Below are 24,378 nucleotides of genomic sequence, written 5' to 3'. Positions count from 1 at the left end.
AGAAAATAGGGTTTTTTTCTGGCGATTCTCGAATCGCCCCTACATCGTGTTTTGGGGAGGATTGGTTGGTTTTTTTCTGGCGATTTTTGAATCGCTCCTACATCGGTTTTTGGAGAAAATAGGGTTTTTTTCTGGCGATTTTTGAATCGCCCCTACATCGTGTTTTGGAGAAAATAGGGTTTTTTTCTGGCGATTCTCGAATCGCCCCTACATCGTGTTTTGGGGAGGATTGGTTGGTTTTTTTCTGGCGATTTTTGAATCGCCCCTACATCGGTTTTTGGAGAAAATGGTTTTTTTTCTGGCGATTTTTGAATCGCCCCTACATCGTGTTTTGGGGAGTAATTGTCGGGTGGGCATTGCTACTTCGGTTATTTCATGTTAGTGAAAGTATCAACAGTTTTGGACATAAGCCCAGTTTATCATTCTATTTTTCTTAAATTACCCCAGTTGTTCGATGATATCTCGGGGGGAGTAAGTGGGCATGGGAGCTAGAGCAAATCCATCGCGATCGCGGGAAATGACCACCTCCAGATTGGAGGCGATCGCACAGGCAATTTGCACCGCATCTTCAAAATCATTCAACTCTAAAGCTAGGGCGGATTCGAGAATTAGGCGATCGACTTGGCAGATATGCAACCCATCCAACAGTTTGGAAACCACTTGTTTGGCAAATTGATTCCCCTTACTCTTGCTGACAATATAAAAAATATCAGTTAGGGTGGTTGCGGTCATATAGCCTTCAATCTGCTTGGCTTCAATCTGAGCAAATAAGGCTTCCGCATCATTCATGAAGGGGTCGCGTTCTAGGAAATAATCTAAAATAATATTAGTATTCAGCAACACCCTCATTTTAAGTATTTCTCCTTCAACCGTTCTTCTTTAATGGCTTCGATTTCTTCATCGGTGGGAGGAGGTCCTTCGGTTTTGAGAATTCCCCGTAATCGGGTGATGGTTCCTGGGGGCACTGGGGGCCGAGGTCTGATTTCATCATTCACAGAATGGACGATCGCCTCGACGAGGGCTAATCTGTCGCTGACGGATAAGTTGTAGGCTTCTTTCCGGAGTTCTTGCCAGTCCATTGGTTTTCCTCGCAATCCATTGGCTCAATTTTAACATGACTTGGTAGGAGTATTGGGGGGTTAAGGGTGGGGTTTAGTGAACTTGGAGATAACGACTGAAGTCGTTACTACGAACAATCCGGAAACGACTGAAGTCGTTACTACGAACAATCCAAAGTTCCAAAGTCGGTTTTCGCTTTTAGCCCGCGCAGGCGGGCTTCGTCCGTGTAGCTCCAGGCTTCAGCCTGCGGGTTTTTACAGACCTTTAACAACCGGATTCCGTATTACTACGAACAGGGGAAAGTTTGGCTTTCTTTGATTAGGGGCGGGTGGCGATCGCCGATCGCGGGGCGAAGGCGATCGCAATCGAGTCACTTTGTTCTATGGTTTCGGTTTCGCTGAGAGTGCTGTCTTCTGGGAGAGGAATCAGTTGGACTGCACAGGCTTTTAATTCCGGTTGCAGGGAGGAGGGACAAGCTTCTGGGTGGGTGAGAGCATTCGCTTCGGTTTGATCCCCCCACAGTGCTCCCCAGTGCATGGGGACGAAGACTGTACCCGGGGCGATCGCCTGAGTAATTTTAGCGGGAAATCGGGCCATGCCTCGGCGCGATCGCACTTCAATTTTCATTCCCTCCACGATGTCCAATTTCTTGGCATCCCGGGGATGAATCTCGATAAACGGATTCGGGTGCATTTTGACAATTTTATCGATTCTGCCGGTCCGAGTTAAGGTATGCCAATGTCCGTAAAGGCGGCCTGTTGTGAGAACAAACGGATAATTGGGGTCCGGGGGTTCCGCTAGTCCTTTGGCATGATAGGCCCCAAAGCGGGCGCGTCCGTCTGGGGTGGGAAATCTCCAGTCGGTGTAGAGGCGTTTGTTGATTTGCGGGAGGGGTTGTCCGGCTGGACAGGGCCACTGGGTCGGTCCTTGTTCCGCGAGGCGATCGTGACTTAACCCGGTCATATCACAGACGCGATCGCGGGTAATTTGCACAAATTCTGCATAGACTTGGGCCGAATTCTCAAAGGGAAACTGTTCGGCAAATCCTAATCTGCGACCGACTTCTGCAAAGATTTCCCAATCCGGTTTCGCTTGTCCGGGGGGTTCCCGAAATGCGGAACAAAGCGTCACCACCCGTTCAGAATTGGTCATCGCCCCAGTTTTTTCCCCCCATTGCGCCGCCGGTAACAAAACGTGCGCGTAGGCAGCGGTTTCCGTGGGATAGTAGGCATCTTGATATACCGTAAAGGGCGATCGCCTTAAGGCAGCTTTGGTCCGTTCGATATCCGGCATACTCACCGCTGGATTCGTTGCTGCCACCCACAATAACCCGACGTTTCCGGTTTCTAATCCGGTAATCATATCCCAGGCAGTCAGACCGACTTCTGGGGCGATTCTGCCTTCGGGCAGTCCCCAAAATTGTTCGATATCCCGGCGATGTTCGGGATTTTTGACCAGGCGATATCCTGGGAGGAGATTCGCTAATCCTCCCGCTTCTCTCCCTCCCATTGCGTTGGGTTGTCCTGTGAGAGAAAACGGACCGGCACCGGGTTTACCAATTTGGGCCGTCATCAGGTGCAGATTAATCAAACTGCGGACTTTGGCAGTGCCTTCCGAGGACTGATTCATCCCCATTGACCACAGGGACAAAACGCGCTCAGATTCGCCCCAGTAGCGGGCGGCGGTTTCCAGTTCATCGATGCGGATGCCACAGCGTTCGGCGACAATTTGCGGGGGATAGTGGCGAATCACTTCAGCATAGTCGGCAAAGGCGGAGGTACATTCATCAATAAAGACGGTATTGAGATGTCCCCATTGCATGAGTAAGTAGGCGATGCCGTTGAGGAGGTCAATATCGGTTCCCGGGCGAATGCCTAAATAGAGGTCGGCAGCGTCAGCGGTGGTGGTCCGACGAGGATCGACGACGATCAGTTTGACGTTTTTATTCTTTTTATGATACTTGCGGAGTCGGTTGAAGGCGATGGGATGACATTCGGCGGCGTTGGTGCCGATGAGAAAGGCACAGTCGGTTTGTTCGAGGTCGTCGTAACAGGTGGGAGGACCATCGGACCCGAGACTCTGAATGTATCCGGCAACGGCGGAGGACATACAAAGGCGGGAGTTGGCATCAAAGTTATTGGTGCCGAGACAGCCTTTCATGAGTTTTTGGGCGATGTAGTAGTCTTCGGTTTGGAATTGTCCAGACCCATACATACAGATGCCGTCGCTGCCGAGGGTGGATTGGACGGTGTGAATGCGATCGACAATTAAGGTGAGGGCTTCTTCCCAGGTGGCGCGGCGAAAGGGTTCGTCGAGGGAAGCGCGGACCATTGGATATTTGAGGCGGTCTTTGTCGAGGGATTCGGCGATGGTGGCCCCTTTGACGCAAACCATGCCTTGTGAGGAGGGATGAGCGCGATCGCCCTGGACTTTCCATATCGGTTTACCTTGACTGTCCCGATGGGTTGCTTTTCCCGGTTGTGCCGGAGGGGAAACTTCTAATCCGCAGCCAACTCCGCAGTAAGGACACAGGGTTTTGGTGGGTTGAGTAGACATAAAAGTTTAGTTAGCTTGTACCGTTAAAGTTTTTAGAGTTTAGAGTATCAGGAATGACGGATTGGCTACATTGAGAGCCATTGTAGGGTGGGCAGTGCCCACCTACATTCAGGTGGGCACTGCCCACCCTACAATTATTGCTACTAGCCCGCGCAGGCGGGCTTCGTCCGTATAGACCCACCCTTTAGGGTGCGGGTTTTGTTTATTTTTGGGAGTTCCCTAGTCAGGATTAAGTGTAACTCATGATTGGAGTGAAAGGGGGAGAGGGGCGATCGATCCAGGTGCGATCCCCCCTCCCAGGGAGTTTAGGCTTCTCGACCTTCTTCCACAAAATGGGGGACGCTTTGTCCTACAGCGGTTTCAGGATGTACCTCTTCTCCTTCATGATGGGCAGAGAAAGAGCCTTTGGGTTCTTTCAGGTAGAAGGCACAAAGGAAGGTGACGATAATCGCAGTGACGCCTAACACTTGGAAAAAGATCTGGTTCCCGACATCACCCTCGGGGAGAAAGCTAAATAAAGTGAGATAAGCGACTGCACCGACGTTACCATAAGCGCCGACATTTCCGGCAATTTGTCCAGTGACGCGGCGTTTGATGAGAGGAACCATTGCGAAGGTTGACCCTTCTCCCGCTTGCACGAAGAAGGAACACATCATGGTCAGGACGATCGCCAGGGGTAACCACCAGGTACCCTGGACCCCACTCATAATCATATAGGCAATTCCCATACCCCCGGTGAGGACAACCATTGTGAGCTTCCGACTCCCGAGGGTGTCAGAAATTAACCCACCCCCTGGACGTGCAGCTAAGTTCATAAAGGCATAACTTGCAGCAATCATCCCGGCGAGCACTTTAGTCAGTCCAAAGGTGTTCTCGAAGAAGGCAGGCAGCATGGACACCACAGCCAGTTCAGACCCGAAGTTAACCACATAAGTGAGTTCTAAGAGGGCAACTTGGGAAAATTCATAGCGATCGCTGGCCGGATAACGTTTCTGACCCAACACTAACTCTTTGTTAACAATCCAGCACTTATAGGCTTGGAAAGAATACAATCCCACTAAGAACAGCCAAGCGAGCCAGAGTTGAGCGTTATTTAAAAACCCGACTTGATTGAGACGCCAAGCGAGTAACCCGAGGATCGCACTGAGGGGAACATTCATCACCATCATAAACCAGAAGTCCCGACGGCTGGTTACTTCGAGTCCACCGTGACGAGCGGGACGCTGATACACTTTACCCGGTGGGGTATCTTGGACATTAAAGAAGTAGATGACTCCGTAAATAGCAGCTAAAACTCCGGTGAGACCGATCGCAAAGCGCCAGTTAATCTCACCTGCGGACATAATCGCCGCAATGGTTCCCAAAGTCGGCAGGGTAAAGGCAGCAGCAGCAGAACCAAAGTTACCCCATCCTCCATAAATCCCTTCGGCTAATCCAATTTCTTTCGGGGGGAACCACTCAGCCACCATGCGGATACCAATTACGAATCCGGCACCGACAATCGATAAGAGTAAGCGAGAAACCACCAACTGCCCAAAGTTTTGCGCGAAGGCAAACATCAAACAGGGAATGGATGCATAAATCAGTAATACAGAATAAGTAATGCGGGGTCCATATTTATCCAGGACCATGCCGATAATAACTCGGGCCGGAACGGTAAGAGCAACGTTACAAATTGCCAGGGTTCTCAGTTGTCCTGATTCTAACCCTAATGATTCTTGTACCGCCGTGGCAAAGGGGGCGAAGTTAAACCAGACGACAAAGGAGAGAAAGAAGGCAAACCAGGTTAAGTGTAGGATGCGGTATCGTCCGCGAAATGACCAGAGTTCTGTGAGCATGATTCCTCTACGGGGTTGAAGTATGTTTCTCTTGAATGTTTGTAAATCTTGTTGACTGGGCTAGTCGCAACAGGTTCAGCGTTCTCCATCGCCTTGCCTAGTCATCATCAGCCGCAGTGTTTGGGGAAGGGTTTAGATGTGATGCGATCGCACTCAAGTCTCACTCGGTTTACCTATCGAGGGCAGTTGTCCAGAAATCCGTTCGTGAAGGGGTTTAGTCTTTTGTCGATCCTTGGCTGGTCGTTTCCCCTCTTCCCACCTTGTGAGCGGTGGGAAGAGGGATGACTATATAATTTATAGCCCACATACCGTTGTGTTCACCAGCCATTATTATCCTATTACTTTAAGCGTTGTTATTACTGGGCAATGTCATTTTGCCAGGGATCAACCTGGAGTCTGCCATCGGGGGTAAAGACAACGCGGAAGTTCGCCAGAGGTTGCGCGGTTGCGCTTCCTGCCGGTGGAGTCTCACTCAAGTTTGGGAGTGGAATCTCTTCGGTATATTGTTGAGCCACAGGATCGACTGGCTCGTAAGATACGATTTCCCCTTGTTCGTTGATTTGGACGCGATAGGCTAAATCTTGAGTAAAGGTCGGATAAGTGGTCCAGTTCGTATCCAGTTTCTCATAAAGACTCTGATTCAAAGTCTCGATGACGGCTGGATCGGCGATCGCTTGGGGTTGTGCGGTAGGTGCGGCAGCCTCACCCATCATCCCTGGAGTCTCACCCATTGGGGTTTCACCCATTGGGGCTTCACCCATTGGATCTGCGTTCATTGGGGCTTCACCCATTGGGGCTTCACCCATTGGATCTGCGTTCATTGGGGCCTCACCCATTGGGGCTTCACCCAGAGTCGGAGTCTCACCCATTGGCGCGGGGGAAGTCGTTACCCCAGGAGGCTGATCCATTGGGGCTGGAGTCGTCGGGGGAACAACAGGCTGTTCCGTGACTACCGGGGGCTGTTGCACCACCGGAGGAGGACTCGCCACAAATGGCTCATTATCCATCTCAGCCGGAGGGGTTTGAACCGCCCCAGGCTGCTCCTCAGTCAAGGGAGTCGCTTCGGTAATGATTTGCGTCTCGTCTACCCGGGTTTCGAGCTGAGTTTCAGTCTCGGGTCGAGGGGTGGCACTCTCTACCACCACGGATTCTTCCGTCATGGTCGTGGGCACAGGCTCTTCCTGAACCCGAGCGCCTGCGGAAAGCACGTGCAGGATGCCCCCGAGGAGAAAAACTGAAAGGGTTGCGCCTAAAACGATGATGGCATCGGTGGGAATATGGCGTTTGGGTTCGGAAGAAAATTCGTTAAAACTCATAGTCAGTCCTCATTGTAGTTGCCCCAAGAGAGCAATTCTTGATAAATGGGTTCGGAAAGTCAAGTATAGAGTTTCCGACTGGAATCTATCAATCAATATTGCCCTTGTCTTGATGGTACAAGTAGCATAACCGAGTTTGAAAAACGGTCAATCTCGAACAATTGGATTTACCCTTTAGTCTTTTCCGTGGGTTGTTCCGGGATGACTGGAGAGGGATAGCCCGCCTTGCAATTCTCCACTCACGCCCCATGCGGCTTTCAGCGTCTCGGTCCTAGTTCCCAACCCAAGGGCTGATTTCTAAGGTCCCGCTGGGCATGAGCAAGACTAGAAACTTAGCCTGAGGCTGGGTTGAAGTTTCAGCTAGGGTCGCGCTATTCGAGGTCAATTCCGGCAGGGGGGTTTCCCCGAGGTAATCTTGAGCGGGTTTATTCAGGGAGTCGTACCCGGCGATCGCCCCATCCCGTTGCACCTGGACTTGATAGACTAAATTGCTGGTGAAGGTGGGATAACTCTTCCAACTGCCATCAATTTGCTCGTACAGTTTTTGACCCAGGGTGGTCAAGGTTGCCGGATCCGTAATCCCTGGGGTCGGCGCAGGTTCGGTGACCATCGGGACAGCAGCAGGGACCGTGGGGGCGACTTCTGGGGCGATCGCCCCAGTGGTTGCAGTCACTTCCGGTTGAGTCACCGAGGGTTGCACTTGAGCCTCCACAGCAGCCATTGCTGGGGCTTCCTCTACCACTGAGGTTGACCCTTGAGCTTGCTGGGCGAGACTATGCTGGGCTAGGGTCTGTTGCCAGCTACTGAACATATATCCAGCAAACCCGAGAACACCCACTGCACAGACGAGTTGCAGGGCCAAGGACTGGGGTGCTTTGGGGGTCTCATCGGCTCCCGGAACGGTAGAAGAAACGGAGTTAGTGGGTTGGGAAGCTAATTCTTGAGAAGACATTAATCGTTACTCCTGTTGAGATAAAGTTGCGGATTGACAGAACGTGATGGGTTTAAGTCAGAATTTCTTGACAAGTGCCTGGGTTAGGCATCTATTTCCACGGGGCCCACGGGATGGGCGCTACAGGTCAAAATATATTTTTGCTGGCGATCGCCCTCGCTCAGGGCCTGGGGTTCATTCTCATAGCGAACCTCTCCACCGATCAGTTTTTGCTTGCAAGTCCCGCAAGTTCCACCCCGGCAACTGCTATCGAGTTCGATTCCCTCGCGTTCAGCAATCTCCAAAATTGGGGCAGAGTCGTCACAGTCAATGGTTTTGCCGGACTTGACAAAGGTGACGACTGCCGGTTGAGTGGCTTTAGCGACTGGGGGTTCAGGGGACTCCACCGCTGTCGGAGGTGCATCTCCAATCGTTTCAGCAATCCCCGGTTTCAGTTTTGCTTCAAACTGCTCGACGAGTAACTGCCGCAATACGGGTTTCAGGTCCTCGCAGGGAATGCCTTTTTGAACACAGCTACCCAGGTGAGCATCCTTGCCCACTTTACCGCCCATGTAGAGGTCTACCCCTTCCACGGTTTTGCCATTTTTGCGGGTTTTGGTTCCCATCAAGCCAATTTCTGCAACTTGGGGTTGTCCGCAGGAGTTGGGACAGCCTGTCCAGTGAATTCGCACGGTTTTGGGGATTTCTAATTCCGCTTCTAGTTCTTGAACTAAGGCTAAAGCGCGATTTTTGGTTTCAATTAAGGCGAAGTTGCAAAACTGAGAACCCGTGCAGGAAACGAGCGATCGCGTCAGGGGGGCCGGATCGATACTAAATTTCTCTAAAATCGGTTCTTGCAACAATGCCTCTAACCGCGAGTCGGGAATATTCGGGATGATGACATTTTGTTCCACCGTTAGCCGCATCTCACCATTGCCATAGACTTCCGCCAGTCTAGCCAACTCAAACATATCCGGGGCAAACAACCGACCCACGGGAACATTGAATCCCACAAAGTTTAATCCCGGTTGTTTCTGGGGGAAAACTCCCAGATGATCCCGTTTTTCCCAAACAATCTCATCTTTCTCGGCAGCTTCGGCTAGGGGTTTTCCGACTTCTTTCTCGACTTCGGCCCGGAATTTCTCCAAACCCCATTCATCGATTAGCCACATCAAACGAGATTTCTGGCGATTGGCTCGGGGGCCATTATCTCGGTAAATTTCTAAAATAGCACGGCATAACTCCACCACATCATCATTGGGGGGGACCCACACATTCAGGGGGATCGCCGCTTCACACCGTTTCGCCGAGAAAAAGCCCCCGACGAGTACGTTAAAGCCAATTTCTCCATTTTTATAAGCCGGAATGAAGGCAATATCATTGATTTCGGCATGAATGGAGTTGTCAGGACATCCACCGATCGCAATGTTAAATTTCCTCGGTAAGTTGGTAAATGCTGGATTACCCTCTCCGGTATTGGTAATCATATCTTGGACCTTTTGGACTAACTCTTGAGTATCAATTAACTCATGTTTGTCAATCCCAGAAACCGGAGAGCCAGTAATGTTTCTAACGTTATCCATCCCCGACTGCACCGAGGTCATTCCCGCTGCTTTAAATCGATTAAAAATATCGGGAATATCTTCTATTCTGATGCCCCGTAGTTGGAGATTTTGCCGAGTCGTAATATCTGCATTGCCATCGTCCCCGTATCGCTCGACTATCTCCGCCAGGACCCGCATTTGCAGACTGCTCATGACGCCATGAGGCATCCGCATCCGCACCATGAACTGACCGGGCGTCACCGGGCGAAAGAACACCCCCAGCCATTTCAGCCGATGGTCGCGATCGCTCGCATCCATTGCTTCCCAGCCCATTTTAGCAAAATCTTCGAGCTGATTTTTGACATCAAGTCCGTCTTTTTCAGCCTTGATCTTCTCAAATTTATTTAAACTCGTTGTGGGCTTTTCTGTGGCTAACGTCATAGAGTACCTCGTTTTATCTGTGGCCTGTTAATCAAAATAATAACCTAGTCAATTTCTAAAAACTTCCAATCCGTATCATTCATTACTTTATTTTTATTTTGATTCATTGTCCCCCTAATTTGCGCTTGATTTCCCTATAAGTTAATCGCATAAACTAGGGTGATGCGTATCTAAAGTTACAAAATATTTTTAAGTATGATTTTTACGCATTTTAACAATGCACTTTTCACATGACCAAGGACAATAGTGGCTGAAACCCTGATTTTTCCGTACAACCCGCTCATTGTCCCAGTTCAACGTCCCGACTTCAGTCGTGATCTTCCTGCTCGTAGTAACGACTTCAGTCGTGATCTTCCTGCTTGTAGTAACGACTTCAGTCGTTCTCCGGTTGCGTCACTACTGAGTTCTTACACCCGTTGTAACCAGCCTGGAGTATGGATACAGTATTAAATAGGAACGACTGAAGTCGGGACGTTGAACGAAGAAAGATAACGACTGAAGTCGGGACGTTGAACGAAGAAAGATAACGACTGAAGTCGTTACTACGAGCAGGAAGATCACGATGGGTGGGGTGGCTCAAAAAGAAACAGGGATGTAGCAATAGTGCTGCATCCCTGGTTATACATTTAGCCTGAGACTCCTGGTGAAGGATAGAATGTTAGTAAATGGCTAAGGCTGAGAACCAGGCAATTAGGGAACCGAAGAGGAACGCTAGAACGACTCCTGCTTTTAATAGGGGAGTTTGCGATCGCATGAGGGCGAGTTGGGATTCTAGCTGCGATCGCTGTTGGTTGGCAGCTTCCAATTGTGATAGGACCTCCGATCGCTCGCGGTTGGCTTGGGTGACTTGGGATTGGCCGTGGGATTGATCCTGCAAGACGCGCTGTAATTTGTCTTGGGTTTCTGATAACTCCCCCTGGAGTTGGGACTGTGCTGCCTGGGATTTGGCAAGTTGAGTCTGTAAGTCCGATCGCTGTTGTTGGGCTCGCTCGTTTTCTGCCTTGATTTGAGCGAGTTCGGTTTGCAGGTGCGATCGCATCTCTTCCACTCCCAGTAACTGGGTCCGGGTTTCAGAGAGTTGCTGTTGCAAGTCCTGTTTCTCCCCTTCCAGTTGTTGCACTCTTTCCCCCCGTTCCTCTAGGTGGGATTGAAGTTGCGATCGCTCTTGTTGCAAGCGATCTAATTCAGTTCGCGCCTGATTCAGTTGAGAGTCTAATTCCCCTGAATGCTGTTGCGATTGGGTTAACTCGGTTCGCACCTGATGCAGTTGAGAATCCAGTTCCCCTGAATGCTGTTGCACTTGCGCTAAGTGCGATCGCACCTGGTTCAGTTGAGAGTCGAGTTCCCCTGAATGTTGACGCGATTGCTCTAACTCAGTTCGCACCTGATTCAGTTGGGATTCTAATTCCCCGGAATGTTGATGCGATCGCGTTAACTCGGTTTGCACTTGAGTCAGTTGAGAGTCGAGTTCCCCTGAATGTTGACGCGATTGCTCTAACTCCGTGCGTAGCTGATTCAGTTGAGAGTCGAGTTCCCCTGAATGTTGACGCGATTGCTCTAACTCCGTGCGTAGCTGATTCAGTTGAGAGTCGAGTTCCCCGGAATGTTGTTGGGATTGAGATAACTCCGTGCGTAGCTGATTCAGTTGAGAGTCTAATTCCCCTGAATGTTGTTGGGATTGCTCTAACTCCGTGCGTAGCTGAGTCAGTTGAGAGTCTAATTCCCCGGAATGTTGACGCGATTGCTCTAACTCCGTGCGTAGCTGAGTCAGTTGAGAGTCTAATTCCCCGGAATGTTGACGCGATTGCTCTAACTCAGTTTGGAGTTCTTCAGTTTGGCGAGTAGAGGCTTCTAACGCGGACTGAATTTCCTGTAATTGAGCATTTAATTGAGCCGTTTGCTCCTCAGCTTGGGTGAGTTGGGTGCTCTTTTGAGCCAGTTCCGATTCCAGAGATTCAGATTGATTCGCCTGGGTTAACTGCTGCCGAGTTTCCGCTAGTTCTGATTGGAGTTGCGCCGTTTGTTGTTCGGCCCGTTCGAGGTGGGTCCGAATCTCGTCTAACTGCGACTGCAATTGACCCGAATCCTGAGTGGCTTGCTCTAATTCTGATTGTAATTGAGCGTTGCGTTCAGTGGCGGTTTGTAATTGTTGAGCAGTGGCATCCAATTGGGACTGGACATCAGAGGCGGTTTCTGAGGTAGAAGCAGCAGGCATGGCAACGGGTTCTTTGTCGAGGGGTGCAGGGGTGGGTTGGACCTCCTGGGTCGCGGTTTCTGGGGCGACGGGGACATCGAGGATCTCCGGTAATGCCACGGAAGGGAGTTGCAACCCGGCGGCGGATAAGCGCTCAATTAAGGTTTGATTGGCCTGAATCCGGAACCAGGAATAGACAGACTGGGCGGTTTCGGGACTGATGCGCTCAATGGCCTCTAGTTCGGCGACTTCAGCTTTGGCGAGGTCTCCGACGGTGGCAAACTGTTGGGTGAGCAGTTGGGCGGTGGCGCGACCGACCTGGCGGATGCCCAAACTGGCGAGGACTCTGGACCAGGGGAGGGATTTGGATTTGGCGATCGCCTTGAGCAGGTTTTTCGCGGATTTTTTCCCCATCCGTTCCAGGGTGATCAGTTGGTCAGCGTTGAGTTCGTACAAGTCGGCCACGGATTTAACCAGGCCATGTTCGATCAGTTGGTGTGCCAGTTTTTCTCCCAATCCGCTAATTTCCATTGCTTCTCGACTGGCCCAATTGAGCAGGCTGTAGGGAAGAATGGGAGCGCAGGAGGAGTTAATGCAGCTAATTTCATCATCGGCGGTCCGGATGACGGGGGATCCGCATTCTGGGCAGTGGCTGGGCATTTTAAAGGGTGGACTGCTGGAAGACCGTTCTTCTGCAACGATCCCCACCACTTCCGCCATTTTGTCGGTTCCGCCATGACACAGGAGGAGGGTATCGCCGATTTGGGGGTTGAACTCGGCGAAGCGATCGCTGCCGAGGAAGGTGGCGTACTCAATTTTAGTACCCTCTACCTCGATGGGAGCAATCTGGGCGAGCGGGGTCAAATGGCCGTTGCGTTCAACTTTAATTTTTATGGCTTCGATCTGCGCTCGGACTTCTTTTGTGGTACTATCGGTCGTCACTTCTTTTTACCTCCTCTAATCCTTTTCTTTAATTGGTTAACATTGAGGATCATCCTCGGGTGATCGGGGATCGACGCTAAACTATTAAGTCTGGCATAGAACAAACTATTTTAATTGAAAACTGGGTGGTTTCTAAGTCCCAAAAATAATAAAAATAGACGCCTCTTCTATTTTGCCACCAACCTGGCCGCTTAAACCCAAGAAATTGCAGGGGGGATAAGTAGCGATTCAGTTGGGAGGGGTGCTTCATCCCGGAAGCGCTCACCGGGGATACAGGCGGGGGAGAAGGGTCTGTGGGGTTGAATCCAGGATGATCCCCCTAGCGATCCATTCCGAACGAATCATTCTTCTGAGTTTGGGGCAGTTCCTGAACTGGGGTGAGTTCGGGTTGGGGTTTCAACTGTTGCTTTAACTGGTTGATCTCGTGGGAGAGTCCGTCCATGTCTTCATAGAGGGAGGCGATCGCTTCTGTCTGTTGCATTTGGTTTAAACTATCGCTCAATCGGGCGACGATGCGGCTTAATTTAGACAGTTGGGCCATTTCCGGTCGAGCATTAAACTTTTGAGTCAGGGTATCCACCTTCCGGGAGAGAATCAGATCTGTTTGTTGTAACTTTTGAATTTCCCCTTCCAATTGCTGAAGGTAAGGAGAGAGGACCTCTCGGCGATCGGCTTCGACTTGCAAAATTTGACGATGCAGTTTCTCAAACTCTTGCAAATCAACAATTGGGCGTTGGGCTAAAAATTGGACGGCTACATTCAATGAGGCAATTTTGGCTTCAAATCGGGTTAAATCAAAAGGTTCGGTAAATTCAGCAATTTGTTTGTGCAGAGCTTCTATTTTTAAAGTTAAATTATCATAAACTTTAGAGGTCATGAACGCTGCTTTGCCCTCAATCATTGTCACCGATTTATTCAATTTTGAAAGTTCTTCATTCACTTCGGATAAATTAATAGTAACGGGTTCGGGCAGGGTTTTTAACTGTTGGTCTAATTCTGACAATTTTAGCTCGATTTCAGAAATCACTGAGGGGATTTTCTCTTGGTTGAGCCCCTCCCGACGTTTCTGATTCAGAAAATTCAGCCAAAGGGCAAGGGTGACTGGGGCAGCAGCGTATGCAGCCTGTTTGGCGATCGCCGCTGCCACTGTCCCGGCAACCGAACCCACTAATAACAGAACTTCGGTTATTTCCAACCAATGATACGGTTTGGTTAGTTGCCTAAATTGGATGAGTAGATGCTCCCTTTTCGACATAGAATGATACCCATTTAAAGTGATTAATTTACCTAAATAAAAATGCTTTTAAAAAAGTTTAAATCCAGATTTAAAATCAATCCGTTACTCCGCATCAAGTAGAAGGTTTCTCCCGAATGAATTCTGAGAGTTTTGCCCTTTCCGGGATAGAGGGTTTGACCCCTCATTGATGGCGATCGCCTTTGAACAGGAGGGCGTCAGTCGAGTCTTAGATCAAGATTAAATCAAGGGGACAAGAAACCTGATTTTCCATCCTCATGGTAGCAATGCAAGTAGAGATGCGGTCAAGAAACGTAGTTTCTACCCTCTACTGTACTCATTACTGTACTAACGCCCGAGAATGCCAGGGAGAGGTTTTCAAATCCTCCCTTGTCCCTCACCCGGTTGTCAAAAGTGCTACCCCAGGCAACCCGTCTTCCTTTTGCATCAATTCTCCTCGCTTATCCCTCCCATCCTCTGTTGAGTTCTGCTGTGATGATTGTAGCGAAAATAGGCTCAAGTCTCCATTGATCAAGTTCTGAACCCTCTCCTCCCTCCTTCGGAATCCCCCGGTCCCGTCACCGGGGAACTCGACTCAACTCCCTCTGGAGACAAAAAAGATACCGCTTCCCCCAGTTGTACCCTCCAGGGGAGCACTTCTGCTGGGGCGATCGCCACTCATCCCTACAACCATTTGATAAACTATAAGCATACTTCCATTTACAGGACTGGTTATCATGACTGAACCCATTCGTCCAGAAGATCCCATCGGAACTCCGTTACAAGAACCTGTCATCCCCATTGACCCGGAAGTGCAAACTAATTCAAATGTTCGGGTTGAAGAGTTTAAACTGAATGGAGACGACCTGACCAAAAAAGTTAGAGAACTGATTCAACAAGGAAATGCCCGACGGATTGTCATTAAAAATGAAGAGGGTCACACCCTAATCGAAATTCCCCTCACCGTTGGGGTCGTTGGGGGAACCATTGGGGTGGCATTATTTCCCGTCGTTGCAGCGGTTGGGGCAATTGGCGCAATGGTCGCGCGTCTCACCTTAGTGGTTGAGAAAAAAGAAGATTAGACAGCTTGTAAAATTCATAAAAAATTCCCCAACCTCCCTTTTTTTAAGGTAGCCTTTTTAAATTGTGTAATCGGTTTACGGGATGCCCCATTGACTGAAGACTTCTGCATCATCTGACTTAAACAGCCAGGGGAAATTGATAAATTTCCCCTTTTAACCGGGTTACTTCCTCAAAGATTCACCCGGGAAGTCCGGGCAAAAATATGAGACTCCTTCCCTGGGTTAGATTCGATTAATTGCACCCGGGAAGGGGTATTTTTTTAAACTTTCCTTCGCTTGGGCTAACAGTTCCAAAACTGAGCCATTGGTCCAACCAAATCCAATTTCATTGGTATTGTACCCAAAGATAATTTCGTTGGAAACTTCTGACGAACAGGAGAGGACGTCATATTTTTCTAAAAGAGTGCCGGTTTTTTCAAATTCTTGGGTGACTAAATTAATGAATTTGCCCCCAATACGATCGCCTTCAGTGCGATACCCATAGCGATACAATCCTTCCACCGCAATTAAGGTTAAAGGTGCCCAACCAAAGGGCGCATCCCATTGATTCCCCGTGACATGAGCACTGGTGAGCAATCCTCCGGGGGCCTCAAATAACTCCAAGTTTTCTACCACTCGTTGCGCTTGTTTTTCTGAGGCGAGTCCAACCCACAAGGGATAAAAAGTGGTGGCAAATTCATAGAGGCGGCGTTCGTTGGTTCGGAAGTTATAATCTAAGTACAAACCGGAGGGTTCATCCCACAGGAATTTATCGATTAATTGATGGCGGGTTTGAGCGCGTTCATCCCATGATTCTGCCAATTTTGGATTGCCTAAAATGTTCAGGATTTTGGCAATATCTTGCTCCATTCGATACAGCAAGGCGTTCAAACAAACTGGCGCGTAATGAATAATATCGATATTAAAAGGTCCAAAACGGTTCGAGGGGTCAAATCCTGATTCTCTCATGGAGCGATCGCCTTTATAAAACAAGTCAGTCAGCGTATCGGTTTCCTTGTCGTAATACAAGCTCACATCATACGCCATCACTTCAAATCTCCGATAATATTCTCGGATGCGATCGTAGTGAGTTCGCCCTAATTCATCGGTTTCTGACACCAGCACTTCTGGAGCGGGTCCTTCTCCTAAGGCACAATAGCGAGAAAGTCCCGTGGATTGATTTAAGTGGGGGGGGACAATCCAATAATAGTAATGACTTTCTACCGCGCCTAAGAGCGATCGCAACCAGTCTTTATCCTGGGTATGCTCATACACCGCCAAAATCATCGGCGTTAAAAACGGCGGTTGCGATCGGGACAACAAATAACTCCGATTCGCATTTAAAATCGTTCCATAATGGTCAATTTGATAAATTAACTGATTCACTTGACTTTTGGCTAATTCTATCTCCCCATCCTGTAACAATCCCAGAACAATAAAATAACTATCCCATCCATACATTTCATTAAACCGACCCCCGGGAACCACATAATCCCCGGGAAGATACAGCAACCCATGTTCGGTAATTTGGTCCATTTCTGAAGGCAAACTCAGAATTTCTATTTGCTTGAATTCTTCTCGGCTTAAAACCGTTTTAAATTCGGCTTCTACCCGGGCTTTATCCTCCATTGCAGAAATATAAATTGGCCAGCGTTGGTCATCGGTATGGCCGATTTTTTCATCTTTAGCCGCTTCTAAAATATGAGCATGAGAACGATGGAGGGTTTTCCAGGTTTTCTTGATATATCCTCCCATGGCGGCAATGCGTTCAGGACTGGGAAATTCGTTGGGTTGAAAAACATCGGCTAACATGGTTATCACCAATTGATGTTAAATTAACAGGAAAAAAAGAAGGCGACTCCATCTCAGGTATCGCCCCTTCTTCCATTGTAGCGTTCCTGTAAAAAAACTGTCGGAATGCGACGCTCTTTTCCGACTTTATTTAAGGAGTGCGAGCAAGATGCTCGCTATTATCCTTTTCGTGCAAGATGCTCGCACTCCTTAAATGTACCTCCTAACTAGGGTACAGGCTATATCAATCCGCCTAAAGGCGGTTTTACCTGAGTTCATTTCATCGAGGGTCGGCAATGATTAGGGTGTTTGACTGATTAATAGGGCAATGGGGAAATGGGTTAAAGTTTGGGCAATTGACAAAGTGCCATCGGTTTGAATGGGTTGTCCAGAAATGGCATCTTGCCACAGGGAAGGCAGTCCCGAAGGCAGTTTTAAATGGGTGTCTTGCCAAACTTCTCCCAGGGGGAGAGTGCCTGGTTGGATCAGATGAGTCAGAAAACGGGGTGCGACTGCGATCGCCACTTGATTCCCCTGCGATCGGGCAAATCCCACCACATTTTCGCTAAATTTTCCCGCACCTGTCAACGGTTGGTAATCTCCCGTTTGAAATAGTTTGCTCGCCTGGGATCTCGCCTCTAAAATTCGGGCGATCGTAAACAGTTTAATCTTTCCCGATTCTGGATGAGCCAGCAACTCCTTCATCAAAGCTAAAATATTCTCCGATGCTTGGGTGCGAATCTCCCTTAAAGCTGCGATCCGGTGTTCAAAATTCACGGGACGGCGATTATCCGGGTCAACTAAACTTAAATCCCACAATTCCGTTCCCTGATAAAAATCTGGCACTCCGGGAGTCGTCAGTTTCAGCAGCACTTGAGCTAAAGAATTATAAACCCCATAAGAAGCGATTTTTTGTTGGAATGGCTGGAATTTTTGGAAAAATTGATTCTCAGGGGACCGTTGCATCACCCCATCGATAAACGCCATAAATCCCTCCTCATAAGCCGTATCGGGGCGCAACCAAGCCGTGTGAACTTTCGCCTCTCGCACGGATTTTATCGAGCAATCTTTAACCCGCTGAATAAATTCAGAATACTCGCTTTCGGCAAAGGGAAATGCTCCCAACAGGGTTTGATAAAAGAAATATTCATCATTGGTAGTGGGGACAAGTTTATCCGGCAGTTTGGTTTTATGTCCTTGATTAAGTTTCCGCCAGGACGTGATTTGCTGTTCCCACTCATCCGGAATTTCTGACAGGACATTAATGCGGGCGCGGACATCTTCTCCCCGCTTGGTATCATGGGTTGAGGTGGCATTCATTTTATGAATCCAAGTGTCTTTTTGTTGAGTATTAAACTCATGGAATTCGTTTAAAGTTAGGCCGAATTGGGCCGGATCGCCACCGACTTCATTGAGAGAAACTAGCCGATTGTAAACGTAAAACAGGGTATCCTCAATCCCTTTTGCCATCAAGGGTCCGGTCCACTGCTGAATCCGCATCACGGAATAGAGACGTTGTTCTCGTTCTTCTTCCGTTAAATAATCGGCATTTTCCAGCAACATTAATTTTTCAATAAAATCAAGCTCTTTTCCTTGCAAGGGCAGAAGCTGTTTCGCTTGAGCAATCACCGCTTTGATATAATGGCGATCGCGACTGCTGACCCCCTCCCCATTAATATAGGTGCGATACACCGGGAACGCCACCAGCACCTCCACCAGCGCTCGTTTCAGGGAATACAAGGTAAAATCTCGGCCCTCCCGGGATTGATTGGCAATGGATTTTAACAAATGAGCCAGATTGTCCGCATCTCCTGCCATATTGCGATCGGCAATCAGATGCTTTTTCTCAAAAAATAAGTCTTTGTAACCGTGATTTAACCCCGTGAACTTCCCATAAATTTCACTAAATCGGTCTTGATTATTCCCATTGCAAAATAACCCATTCAGCCGATTCATAAAATCATAGCCACTGGTTCCCTGAATGGGCCAATTTGCGGGCATGATTTCGGCCATTTCCAGGATTTTCTCCACCGTAATATAGATATCCCCTAATTTTTCTCGCAATCGTTCTAAATATTGCTGAGGGTCATAGAGTCCATCAATATGATCGATCCGCACCCCGGTAAATTTTCCCTCTTTAACCAATTTGGCAATTAAATCATGGGTATCATGAAACACCCGCAGGGTTTCCACCCGCACGGAAATCAGTTCATTCACCGTAAAAAATCGCCGATAGTTAATTTCTTCCGCCCCCACTTTCCAAAACGTGAGGCGATACACTTGTTCGCGCAGTAACTCTTCCAGTAAATTAAAGCTTTCAGGTATTCCCGGTGTGCCATTAAATTCCTTTAAGTTATCCTGGATAAATTGGCAAATATCGGGATTTTGGTCATACAACTCCCATAACAACCCTTTAACAAAGGTGAGTTGATCATACCGTTCTCGGCCCTTCGTTTCTGCGGGAATACTTTTTAACAAGTAAAGAATTCCCAACAGTTTGATAAACTCCGGATGATTTCGCCCCAAGGTTCTTCGCAGTTGTCCTAAATTATGGGTCAAAAAAGACACATAAGACTCGATGCGGATGGGTAGTTTTAGGTTATAATATTGGACGGTTAACCCGGTGGCATCATATTGAAGCTGAATTTCGCCATTTTCCAAACATTCTTGATAAAAATTCCCCAACAAAGGAGCGAGAACCCCTTCACTAATATCCCCATAAGGCGCATTCCAGGCAATATCAAAATAGTCAAAATAATCCGATGCTGACCCATTTTCTAGGACATCCATCAGCATGGAATTTTCGCTATCATAAGCGGTATGGTTCGGAACAATATCCTGCACCCATCCCAGGTTTTTTCCTTGGACTTTTTCCATCAAAGACTCAAAGGCTTCTGGATCTCCCAGTTCGGGATTGAGTTGATTGGGGTCTACCACATCATACCCGTGGGTACTGCCTTGACGGGCTTTAAAAATTGGGGAAGCGTAAATATCAGAAATGCCTAAATCTGCTAGATATTCAACTATTTTTTCGGCATCTGCAAACTGGAAGTTAGCGTTAAATTGAATGCGGTAGGTTGCTTGAGGAATTTTCATGTTTGACCGAATTTAAGTGTAAATGAACGGGTTGCCGGGTTTTTCTAACGTCAAGCTATTTTGTATTGAGTAGGCTTGAGTAGAGTAGGAGGCAGAGCCTCCGATTTCGCATTCCCAGGCAGAGCCTGGGAACGAGGCAGGGGGGTGTTTTTATCCAGAAATTTGATAAACTGCAACGGTTAACGGAGGAATTGAGATAGATGTTTGGGGTTGAATCACTTGCGGTAAAGACGAACCTGGACCTTTCCAACTTTCTTCCGAGGAGTCTAAGATTTTCTGCCAATTTCCCTCGGGAATATTCGGTTCAAATTTGACAGGTTTGGTGCTGAAATTAATCACATAGAAGACTTGACTATTGTCAGCCCATCGCCGTATCCACAGGAAATTTTCGGCTTCCAGGCAGCTACAGTCTAGGCTTTCTTTACTGAGCTTTTTCAGGGCGGGAACGGTGCGACGCAGTTCAATTAACCGGCGGTAAAAGTTCCAGAGGATCTGATGTTGACCCTTTTGATGGTTTTCCCAATTAAGTTTGCATTGTTCAAAGGTATTAACATCTTGAGGATTATTGAATTTTCCTGATTCCAAACCCTGGGTAAATTCTTTTTCTTTGTCTTGGCGAATGGCTTCAATGAGGTCCGGGTCGGAGTGACTGACGAAATACAAAAATGAAGCGGTTTCTCCGTACTCTTCTCCCATGAATAAGAAGGGCAAAAAGGGAGAAAGTAAAACGGTGGCTGCTGCTAGTTTGAGTCCATCAAAGGAAATTAAATGAGAGAGCCGATCGCCCCCAATGCGGTTGCCAGTTTGGTCATGGTTTTGAGAAAAAACAATGAATTGATGAGCCGGTTGGTCTTTGGCGGAATTTCCATGTCGGCGCTTGCGATGGGGGGCATATTGTCCATCATAAACGAACCCCTCTTTAAAAGATTTAACCAACTGTTGAATCTGACCAAAATCTTGATAATATCGGTCATTCTCTCCCGTCAACAAGGTATGCAGAACGTGATGGAAATCATCACACCATTGGGAATCGAGTCCATAGCCTCCCAATTCTTTGGGACGCAGCACCCGAACATCGTTTAAATCGCTTTCCGCTGTGATATAAAATTTTCGTCCTTCCTGCTCAGATAAGTCCGCCACCGCATCGGAAAGTTCCTGTAAAAAGGGCCGCGCTCCCATTTCAAAAATGGCTTGAATCGCATCTAAACGTAAGGCATCAATGTGATATTCTCGCAGCCAATAGATGGCATTTGCAATGAAAAAATTCCGAACTCCATCGCTGTATTCTTCATCAAAATTCAGCGCTTCTCCCCAAATTGCGCGATATTTGTTGGTAAAATAGGGACCAAAATCTGCTAAATAATTGCCTTCAGGACCGAGGTGGTTATAAACCACATCCATGATGACGGCAATGCCTTGTTGATGACAGGCATCTACCAATTGTTTTAATTTATCCGGTCCTCCATAAGAGTTTTGGACAGCAAAAGGAAACACCCCATCATATCCCCAGTTACGATCGCCAGGAAATTGGGCGACGGGCATAATTTCAATGGCGGTAATTCCCAAATCTTTTAAGACCCCAAGACGGGGAATAATCGCCTCAAATGTTCCCTCGGGGGTAAATGTACCAACGTGCAGTTCATAGATGATATACTCGGACAGGGGAAGGTTACACCAACTGCGATCGCTCCAGGAAAATGCTTTCGGGTCCACCACCCCTGAGGCCCCATGCACCCCATCCGGTTGCAAATGAGCTGCGGGGTCGGGTCTGATCAGGTTCCCGTCTAACCGATAAAAATATCGAGTCCCCGGTGGAATCCCCTCGGCAGTTGCCTTCCAGTATCCTTCCGTCTGCCGTTCCATCGCGATCGCCCGTTGTTGATCCTCGGCAGCAATCACCACCGCTACCTTTTTAAGCGTGGGTGCCCAAACCGTAAACTCACAGCGATCGTTCCCCAAATAATTAGAACCTAGTGTAACCGTCATACGTTTTAATAGAACCTACTGAATAGAGTGGGAATAGACCCTTAAAGTCTCAAATTAACTCAATCCTTATTATTGCTGCAAACAGGTCAACGCAGCATCTTTCTGAAGAGAGAAGATTTAAAAGATAAATTCGTTTACAATACCATCGCATTCAGAAGCGAGCGGCTAAATGGTATCAGAGGAAACAATTGCATTGCTTTTGACCGATAAAACAATGCAATTCAACCCCTACCCAGAAGGGAAGAGAAGGGCCTCTAAATCGTCTCCAGTAACTTCCACAGTTCCGGGTCAGTGAAATCAGAAACTGCCATTGACGCCCCCAAATCTTTGAGATGCTGCGGCGATTGAGTCGAGGCAATGCCAATGGTATAAATACCGGCCCCCACCGCTGACCGAATCCCCGAGGGAGAATCTTCAAAGGCGACTGCCTCCGATGCCGAAATCCCTAATTTTTCCAATGCCATTCGATAAGGGAGGGGATCGGGCTTGCCAGCAGGTAAATTTTCTGCTAAGATTACCGACTCAAACATCTCGGTTAATCCCAACACTTGTAACATGAATTCTACATTTTTCGGGGGAGCATTCGTGACGAGCGATCGCAATAATTCCCGTTCCTCAGACCAAGCTAAAATATTGGACACCCCCGCCAATCGCTCTAGTTTTAAGGCGAGTTTGCGGAAACGCGCTTCCTTTTCATCCGCAAGCTGCTTCCCCTCGGACGGTGAAAGTTGGGGTAACAAATCTTGAATAATTGCCTCATTCATCCGTCCGGTAATCCGGGATTGATAAAAGGCTTCATCAATCTCCATCCCATAGTCTCGCAACAGTTCCACCCAAGTTTGAAAGTGAGTGGGGTCAGTGTTGCACAGGGTTCCATCTAAATCAAAAAGTAATGCAGATATCATTGTTTCTCCAGAAAGCCAGTAAACTGAGATTAGCCGAAAATTCAGTCCTTTGAATACCCATCTGAGGAATCCGAAAAACGGGAGCATCTCCATTTGTTCAAGAGACCTAACCCCCCAGCCCCCTTCCCTTCAAGGGAAGGGGTAGAAAGAGATTTATTCCCCCCTCCCCTACTAGGGGAGGGGGGCAGGGAGGAGAAGTCCGACTGGTTTTTAGGCAAAATTGAGATGCTTCTCAAAAAACAAAAACTCGGTGACGACAACCCGGTAACCTTTGAGTCTGAAAATCTAAGGATGTTAAATTAAATGACCATCTCTAAAGCCTTTGCAATTCTGGCCCCCGTTCCCGAACCCCACTTAATTTCCGGCAAGGAAACTTGCGATCGCGAGGGGAAAGTTGTCTTCGGAAGTGATGCCTGGGAACTGTTTCGGGAAGCCGATGAAATCAGAAAAGATCAAGCGGTAGAAGTGTTTATCTACCCCTCCCATCCTGACTCCGATAAACCCCTTCTAATGTCCGTCGCGTGGCATGGCATCTATCAAGGTCACCTGCCCTCCCGTCGCGGTCGATATCCTGGAGAAAAGCGATTTCGCCCCGATTCAGCGCAACTAGATAAAAGCACTTGGGCCGTATTTTGGGAAGTGGAAAACCTCAGTGAATTGCCGGTGAGTGAACAGATTCCCATTGCCTCTTTCCATACCCTCAATAAAAAAGCCCATGCCGATCGCCGCTTGCTGCCTCATGGACCCTTAATTGTTGAATATCCCTAACCCATCCGGCGATCGCATCTCCACCTCTCCATCTGATTCTGCATCAAATCACGATCGAATCATTGCGATCGCCCCGCCATTTTGCAGTACAATACCTATTCACCCCTAAAGGAGTCATTTTTCATGTATATCACAATCTATTCCGACGGAGCCTCTCGCCGTAACCCCGGCCCTGCTGGAGCCGGTGCAGTCCTCCTAGATGAACAGGGAAATATCCTGAACAAAGTCTGTAAATACTTAGGCGAAACCACCAACAACCAAGCGGAATATCAAGCCGCCATTCTCGGCCTAGAAACTGCCCTAGAAATGGGAGCAACCCGCGTCCAACTCCGCGCCGATAGTGAACTCATGGTCAAACAACTCCTCGGCCAATACCGCGTCAAAAAACCCGAATTAAAACCCCTCTATGACCAAGTAAAATCCCTCCTCAATCTATTTGAAAGCTACGCACCCCCCGAGCACGTCCGCAGAGCGGACAACGCCCTAGCTGATGCTGAAGCCAATCGAGCCATAGACGAATACACGCCTTAACCTCATAGCTTTTGATTTCCCAATAAAAACTAAGTCGTTTCTAACGTTCGTAGTAACGACTTCAGTCGTTTCTCCCCACATAGCTGTTGATTTCCCAATAAAAACCAAGCCGTTTCTGATGTTCGTAGTAACGACTTCAGTCGTTTCTTCCCACATAGCTGTTGATTTCCCAATAAAAACCAAGC

The 24,378-nt window shown here is 48.3% G+C and carries 17 protein-coding genes and 1 pseudogene; 4 read left to right on the top strand and 14 right to left on the bottom strand.

What is annotated here, in order from left to right:
• Positions 1-438 precede the first annotated feature (438 nt).
• The 10 genes and pseudogenes from NG833_RS26065 to NG833_RS26025 form a co-directional block, all read right to left on the bottom strand.
• Positions 439-849: a PIN domain-containing protein gene (locus NG833_RS26065; RefSeq protein ID WP_254568191.1), complete on the bottom strand. Its 411-nt coding sequence runs from the start codon at positions 847-849 to the stop codon at positions 439-441.
• Positions 846-1,079, bottom strand: a complete 234-nt coding sequence (locus NG833_RS26060) for a hypothetical protein (RefSeq protein WP_254568190.1) — start codon at positions 1,077-1,079, stop codon at positions 846-848. Before NG833_RS26060 ends, NG833_RS26065 begins: the two co-directional genes overlap by 4 nt.
• Positions 1,080-1,377: 298 nt before the next feature.
• The gene (locus tag NG833_RS26055; protein WP_254568189.1) at positions 1,378-3,615 is read right to left on the bottom strand and encodes a molybdopterin oxidoreductase family protein; all 2,238 of its coding nucleotides are present in this window, start codon (positions 3,613-3,615) and stop codon (positions 1,378-1,380) included.
• A gap of 305 nt (positions 3,616-3,920) precedes the next feature.
• Entirely contained in the window at positions 3,921-5,453 is a 1,533-nt protein-coding gene (locus NG833_RS26050; RefSeq protein WP_254568188.1) for an MFS transporter, read from the bottom strand.
• Between the two features lie 356 nt (positions 5,454-5,809).
• A complete protein-coding gene (locus NG833_RS26045; protein WP_254568187.1) occupies positions 5,810-6,769 on the bottom strand; it encodes a hypothetical protein in 960 nt (319 codons plus the stop codon).
• A 271-nt stretch (positions 6,770-7,040) separates the two neighbouring features.
• Positions 7,041-7,721: a hypothetical protein gene (locus NG833_RS26040; protein WP_254568186.1), complete on the bottom strand. Its 681-nt coding sequence runs from the start codon at positions 7,719-7,721 to the stop codon at positions 7,041-7,043.
• An 83-nt stretch (positions 7,722-7,804) separates the two neighbouring features.
• The gene (locus tag NG833_RS31080) at positions 7,805-8,107 is read right to left on the bottom strand and encodes a 2Fe-2S iron-sulfur cluster-binding protein (RefSeq protein ID WP_375293958.1); all 303 of its coding nucleotides are present in this window, start codon (positions 8,105-8,107) and stop codon (positions 7,805-7,807) included.
• Positions 8,108-8,149: 42 nt separating this feature from the next.
• Positions 8,150-9,685, bottom strand: a pseudogene (locus tag NG833_RS26035) (ferredoxin--nitrite reductase); the annotation flags it as partial.
• Between the two features lie 658 nt (positions 9,686-10,343).
• Positions 10,344-12,821 (bottom strand): helix-hairpin-helix domain-containing protein, encoded by a 2,478-nt coding sequence (locus NG833_RS26030; protein WP_254568184.1) that lies wholly within the window; start codon positions 12,819-12,821, stop codon positions 10,344-10,346.
• Between the two features lie 319 nt (positions 12,822-13,140).
• The gene (locus NG833_RS26025; RefSeq protein WP_254568183.1) at positions 13,141-14,016 is read right to left on the bottom strand and encodes a hypothetical protein; all 876 of its coding nucleotides are present in this window, start codon (positions 14,014-14,016) and stop codon (positions 13,141-13,143) included.
• A 776-nt stretch (positions 14,017-14,792) separates the two neighbouring features.
• Between NG833_RS26025 and NG833_RS26020 the strand changes: the two genes are divergently transcribed.
• The gene (locus NG833_RS26020) at positions 14,793-15,137 is read left to right on the top strand and encodes a DUF4342 domain-containing protein (protein ID WP_254568182.1); all 345 of its coding nucleotides are present in this window, start codon (positions 14,793-14,795) and stop codon (positions 15,135-15,137) included.
• Between the two features lie 222 nt (positions 15,138-15,359).
• On the opposite strand, the gene NG833_RS26015 is transcribed toward NG833_RS26020, so the two are convergent.
• From NG833_RS26015 to NG833_RS26000, 4 genes are all read right to left on the bottom strand, one after another.
• Entirely contained in the window at positions 15,360-16,928 is a 1,569-nt protein-coding gene (locus NG833_RS26015; protein ID WP_254568181.1) for a trehalase family glycosidase, read from the bottom strand.
• 279 nt (positions 16,929-17,207) lie between these two features.
• Positions 17,208-20,003 carry a malto-oligosyltrehalose synthase gene (gene treY, locus NG833_RS26010; protein WP_254568180.1) on the bottom strand — a complete coding sequence of 932 codons (2,796 nt, stop codon included), beginning with the start codon at positions 20,001-20,003 and terminating at the stop codon, positions 17,208-17,210.
• Positions 20,004-20,153: 150 nt separating this feature from the next.
• Positions 20,154-21,989, bottom strand: coding sequence for a malto-oligosyltrehalose trehalohydrolase (gene treZ, locus NG833_RS26005; protein ID WP_254568179.1), 1,836 nt, complete (start codon positions 21,987-21,989; stop codon positions 20,154-20,156).
• Between the two features lie 254 nt (positions 21,990-22,243).
• The gene (locus tag NG833_RS26000; RefSeq protein ID WP_254568178.1) at positions 22,244-22,894 is read right to left on the bottom strand and encodes an HAD family phosphatase; all 651 of its coding nucleotides are present in this window, start codon (positions 22,892-22,894) and stop codon (positions 22,244-22,246) included.
• Between the two features lie 303 nt (positions 22,895-23,197).
• Here NG833_RS26000 and NG833_RS25995 point away from each other — a divergent pair, with 303 nt between their 5' ends.
• From NG833_RS25995 to NG833_RS25990, 3 genes are read left to right on the top strand one after another with little or no spacing between them, the layout of a single operon-like run.
• Positions 23,198-23,662, top strand: coding sequence for a hypothetical protein (locus tag NG833_RS25995; RefSeq protein ID WP_254568177.1), 465 nt, complete (start codon positions 23,198-23,200; stop codon positions 23,660-23,662).
• Positions 23,649-23,771, top strand: a complete 123-nt coding sequence (locus NG833_RS30635) for a hypothetical protein (RefSeq protein WP_256556164.1) — start codon at positions 23,649-23,651, stop codon at positions 23,769-23,771. Before NG833_RS25995 ends, NG833_RS30635 begins: the two co-directional genes overlap by 14 nt.
• Before the next feature lie 14 nt (positions 23,772-23,785).
• Positions 23,786-24,193: a ribonuclease HI family protein gene (locus NG833_RS25990; RefSeq protein ID WP_254568176.1), complete on the top strand. Its 408-nt coding sequence runs from the start codon at positions 23,786-23,788 to the stop codon at positions 24,191-24,193.
• The last annotated feature ends 185 nt before the right edge of the window (positions 24,194-24,378 follow it).

Origin of the sequence: Oscillatoria sp. HE19RPO, from assembly GCF_024220515.1 — a bacterium.
Lineage (GTDB): Bacteria > Cyanobacteriota > Cyanobacteriia > Cyanobacteriales > Laspinemataceae > Laspinema.
The sequence above is the reverse complement of the archived record's forward strand: the minus strand, read 5'-3'. Positions and strand labels throughout refer to the sequence as shown.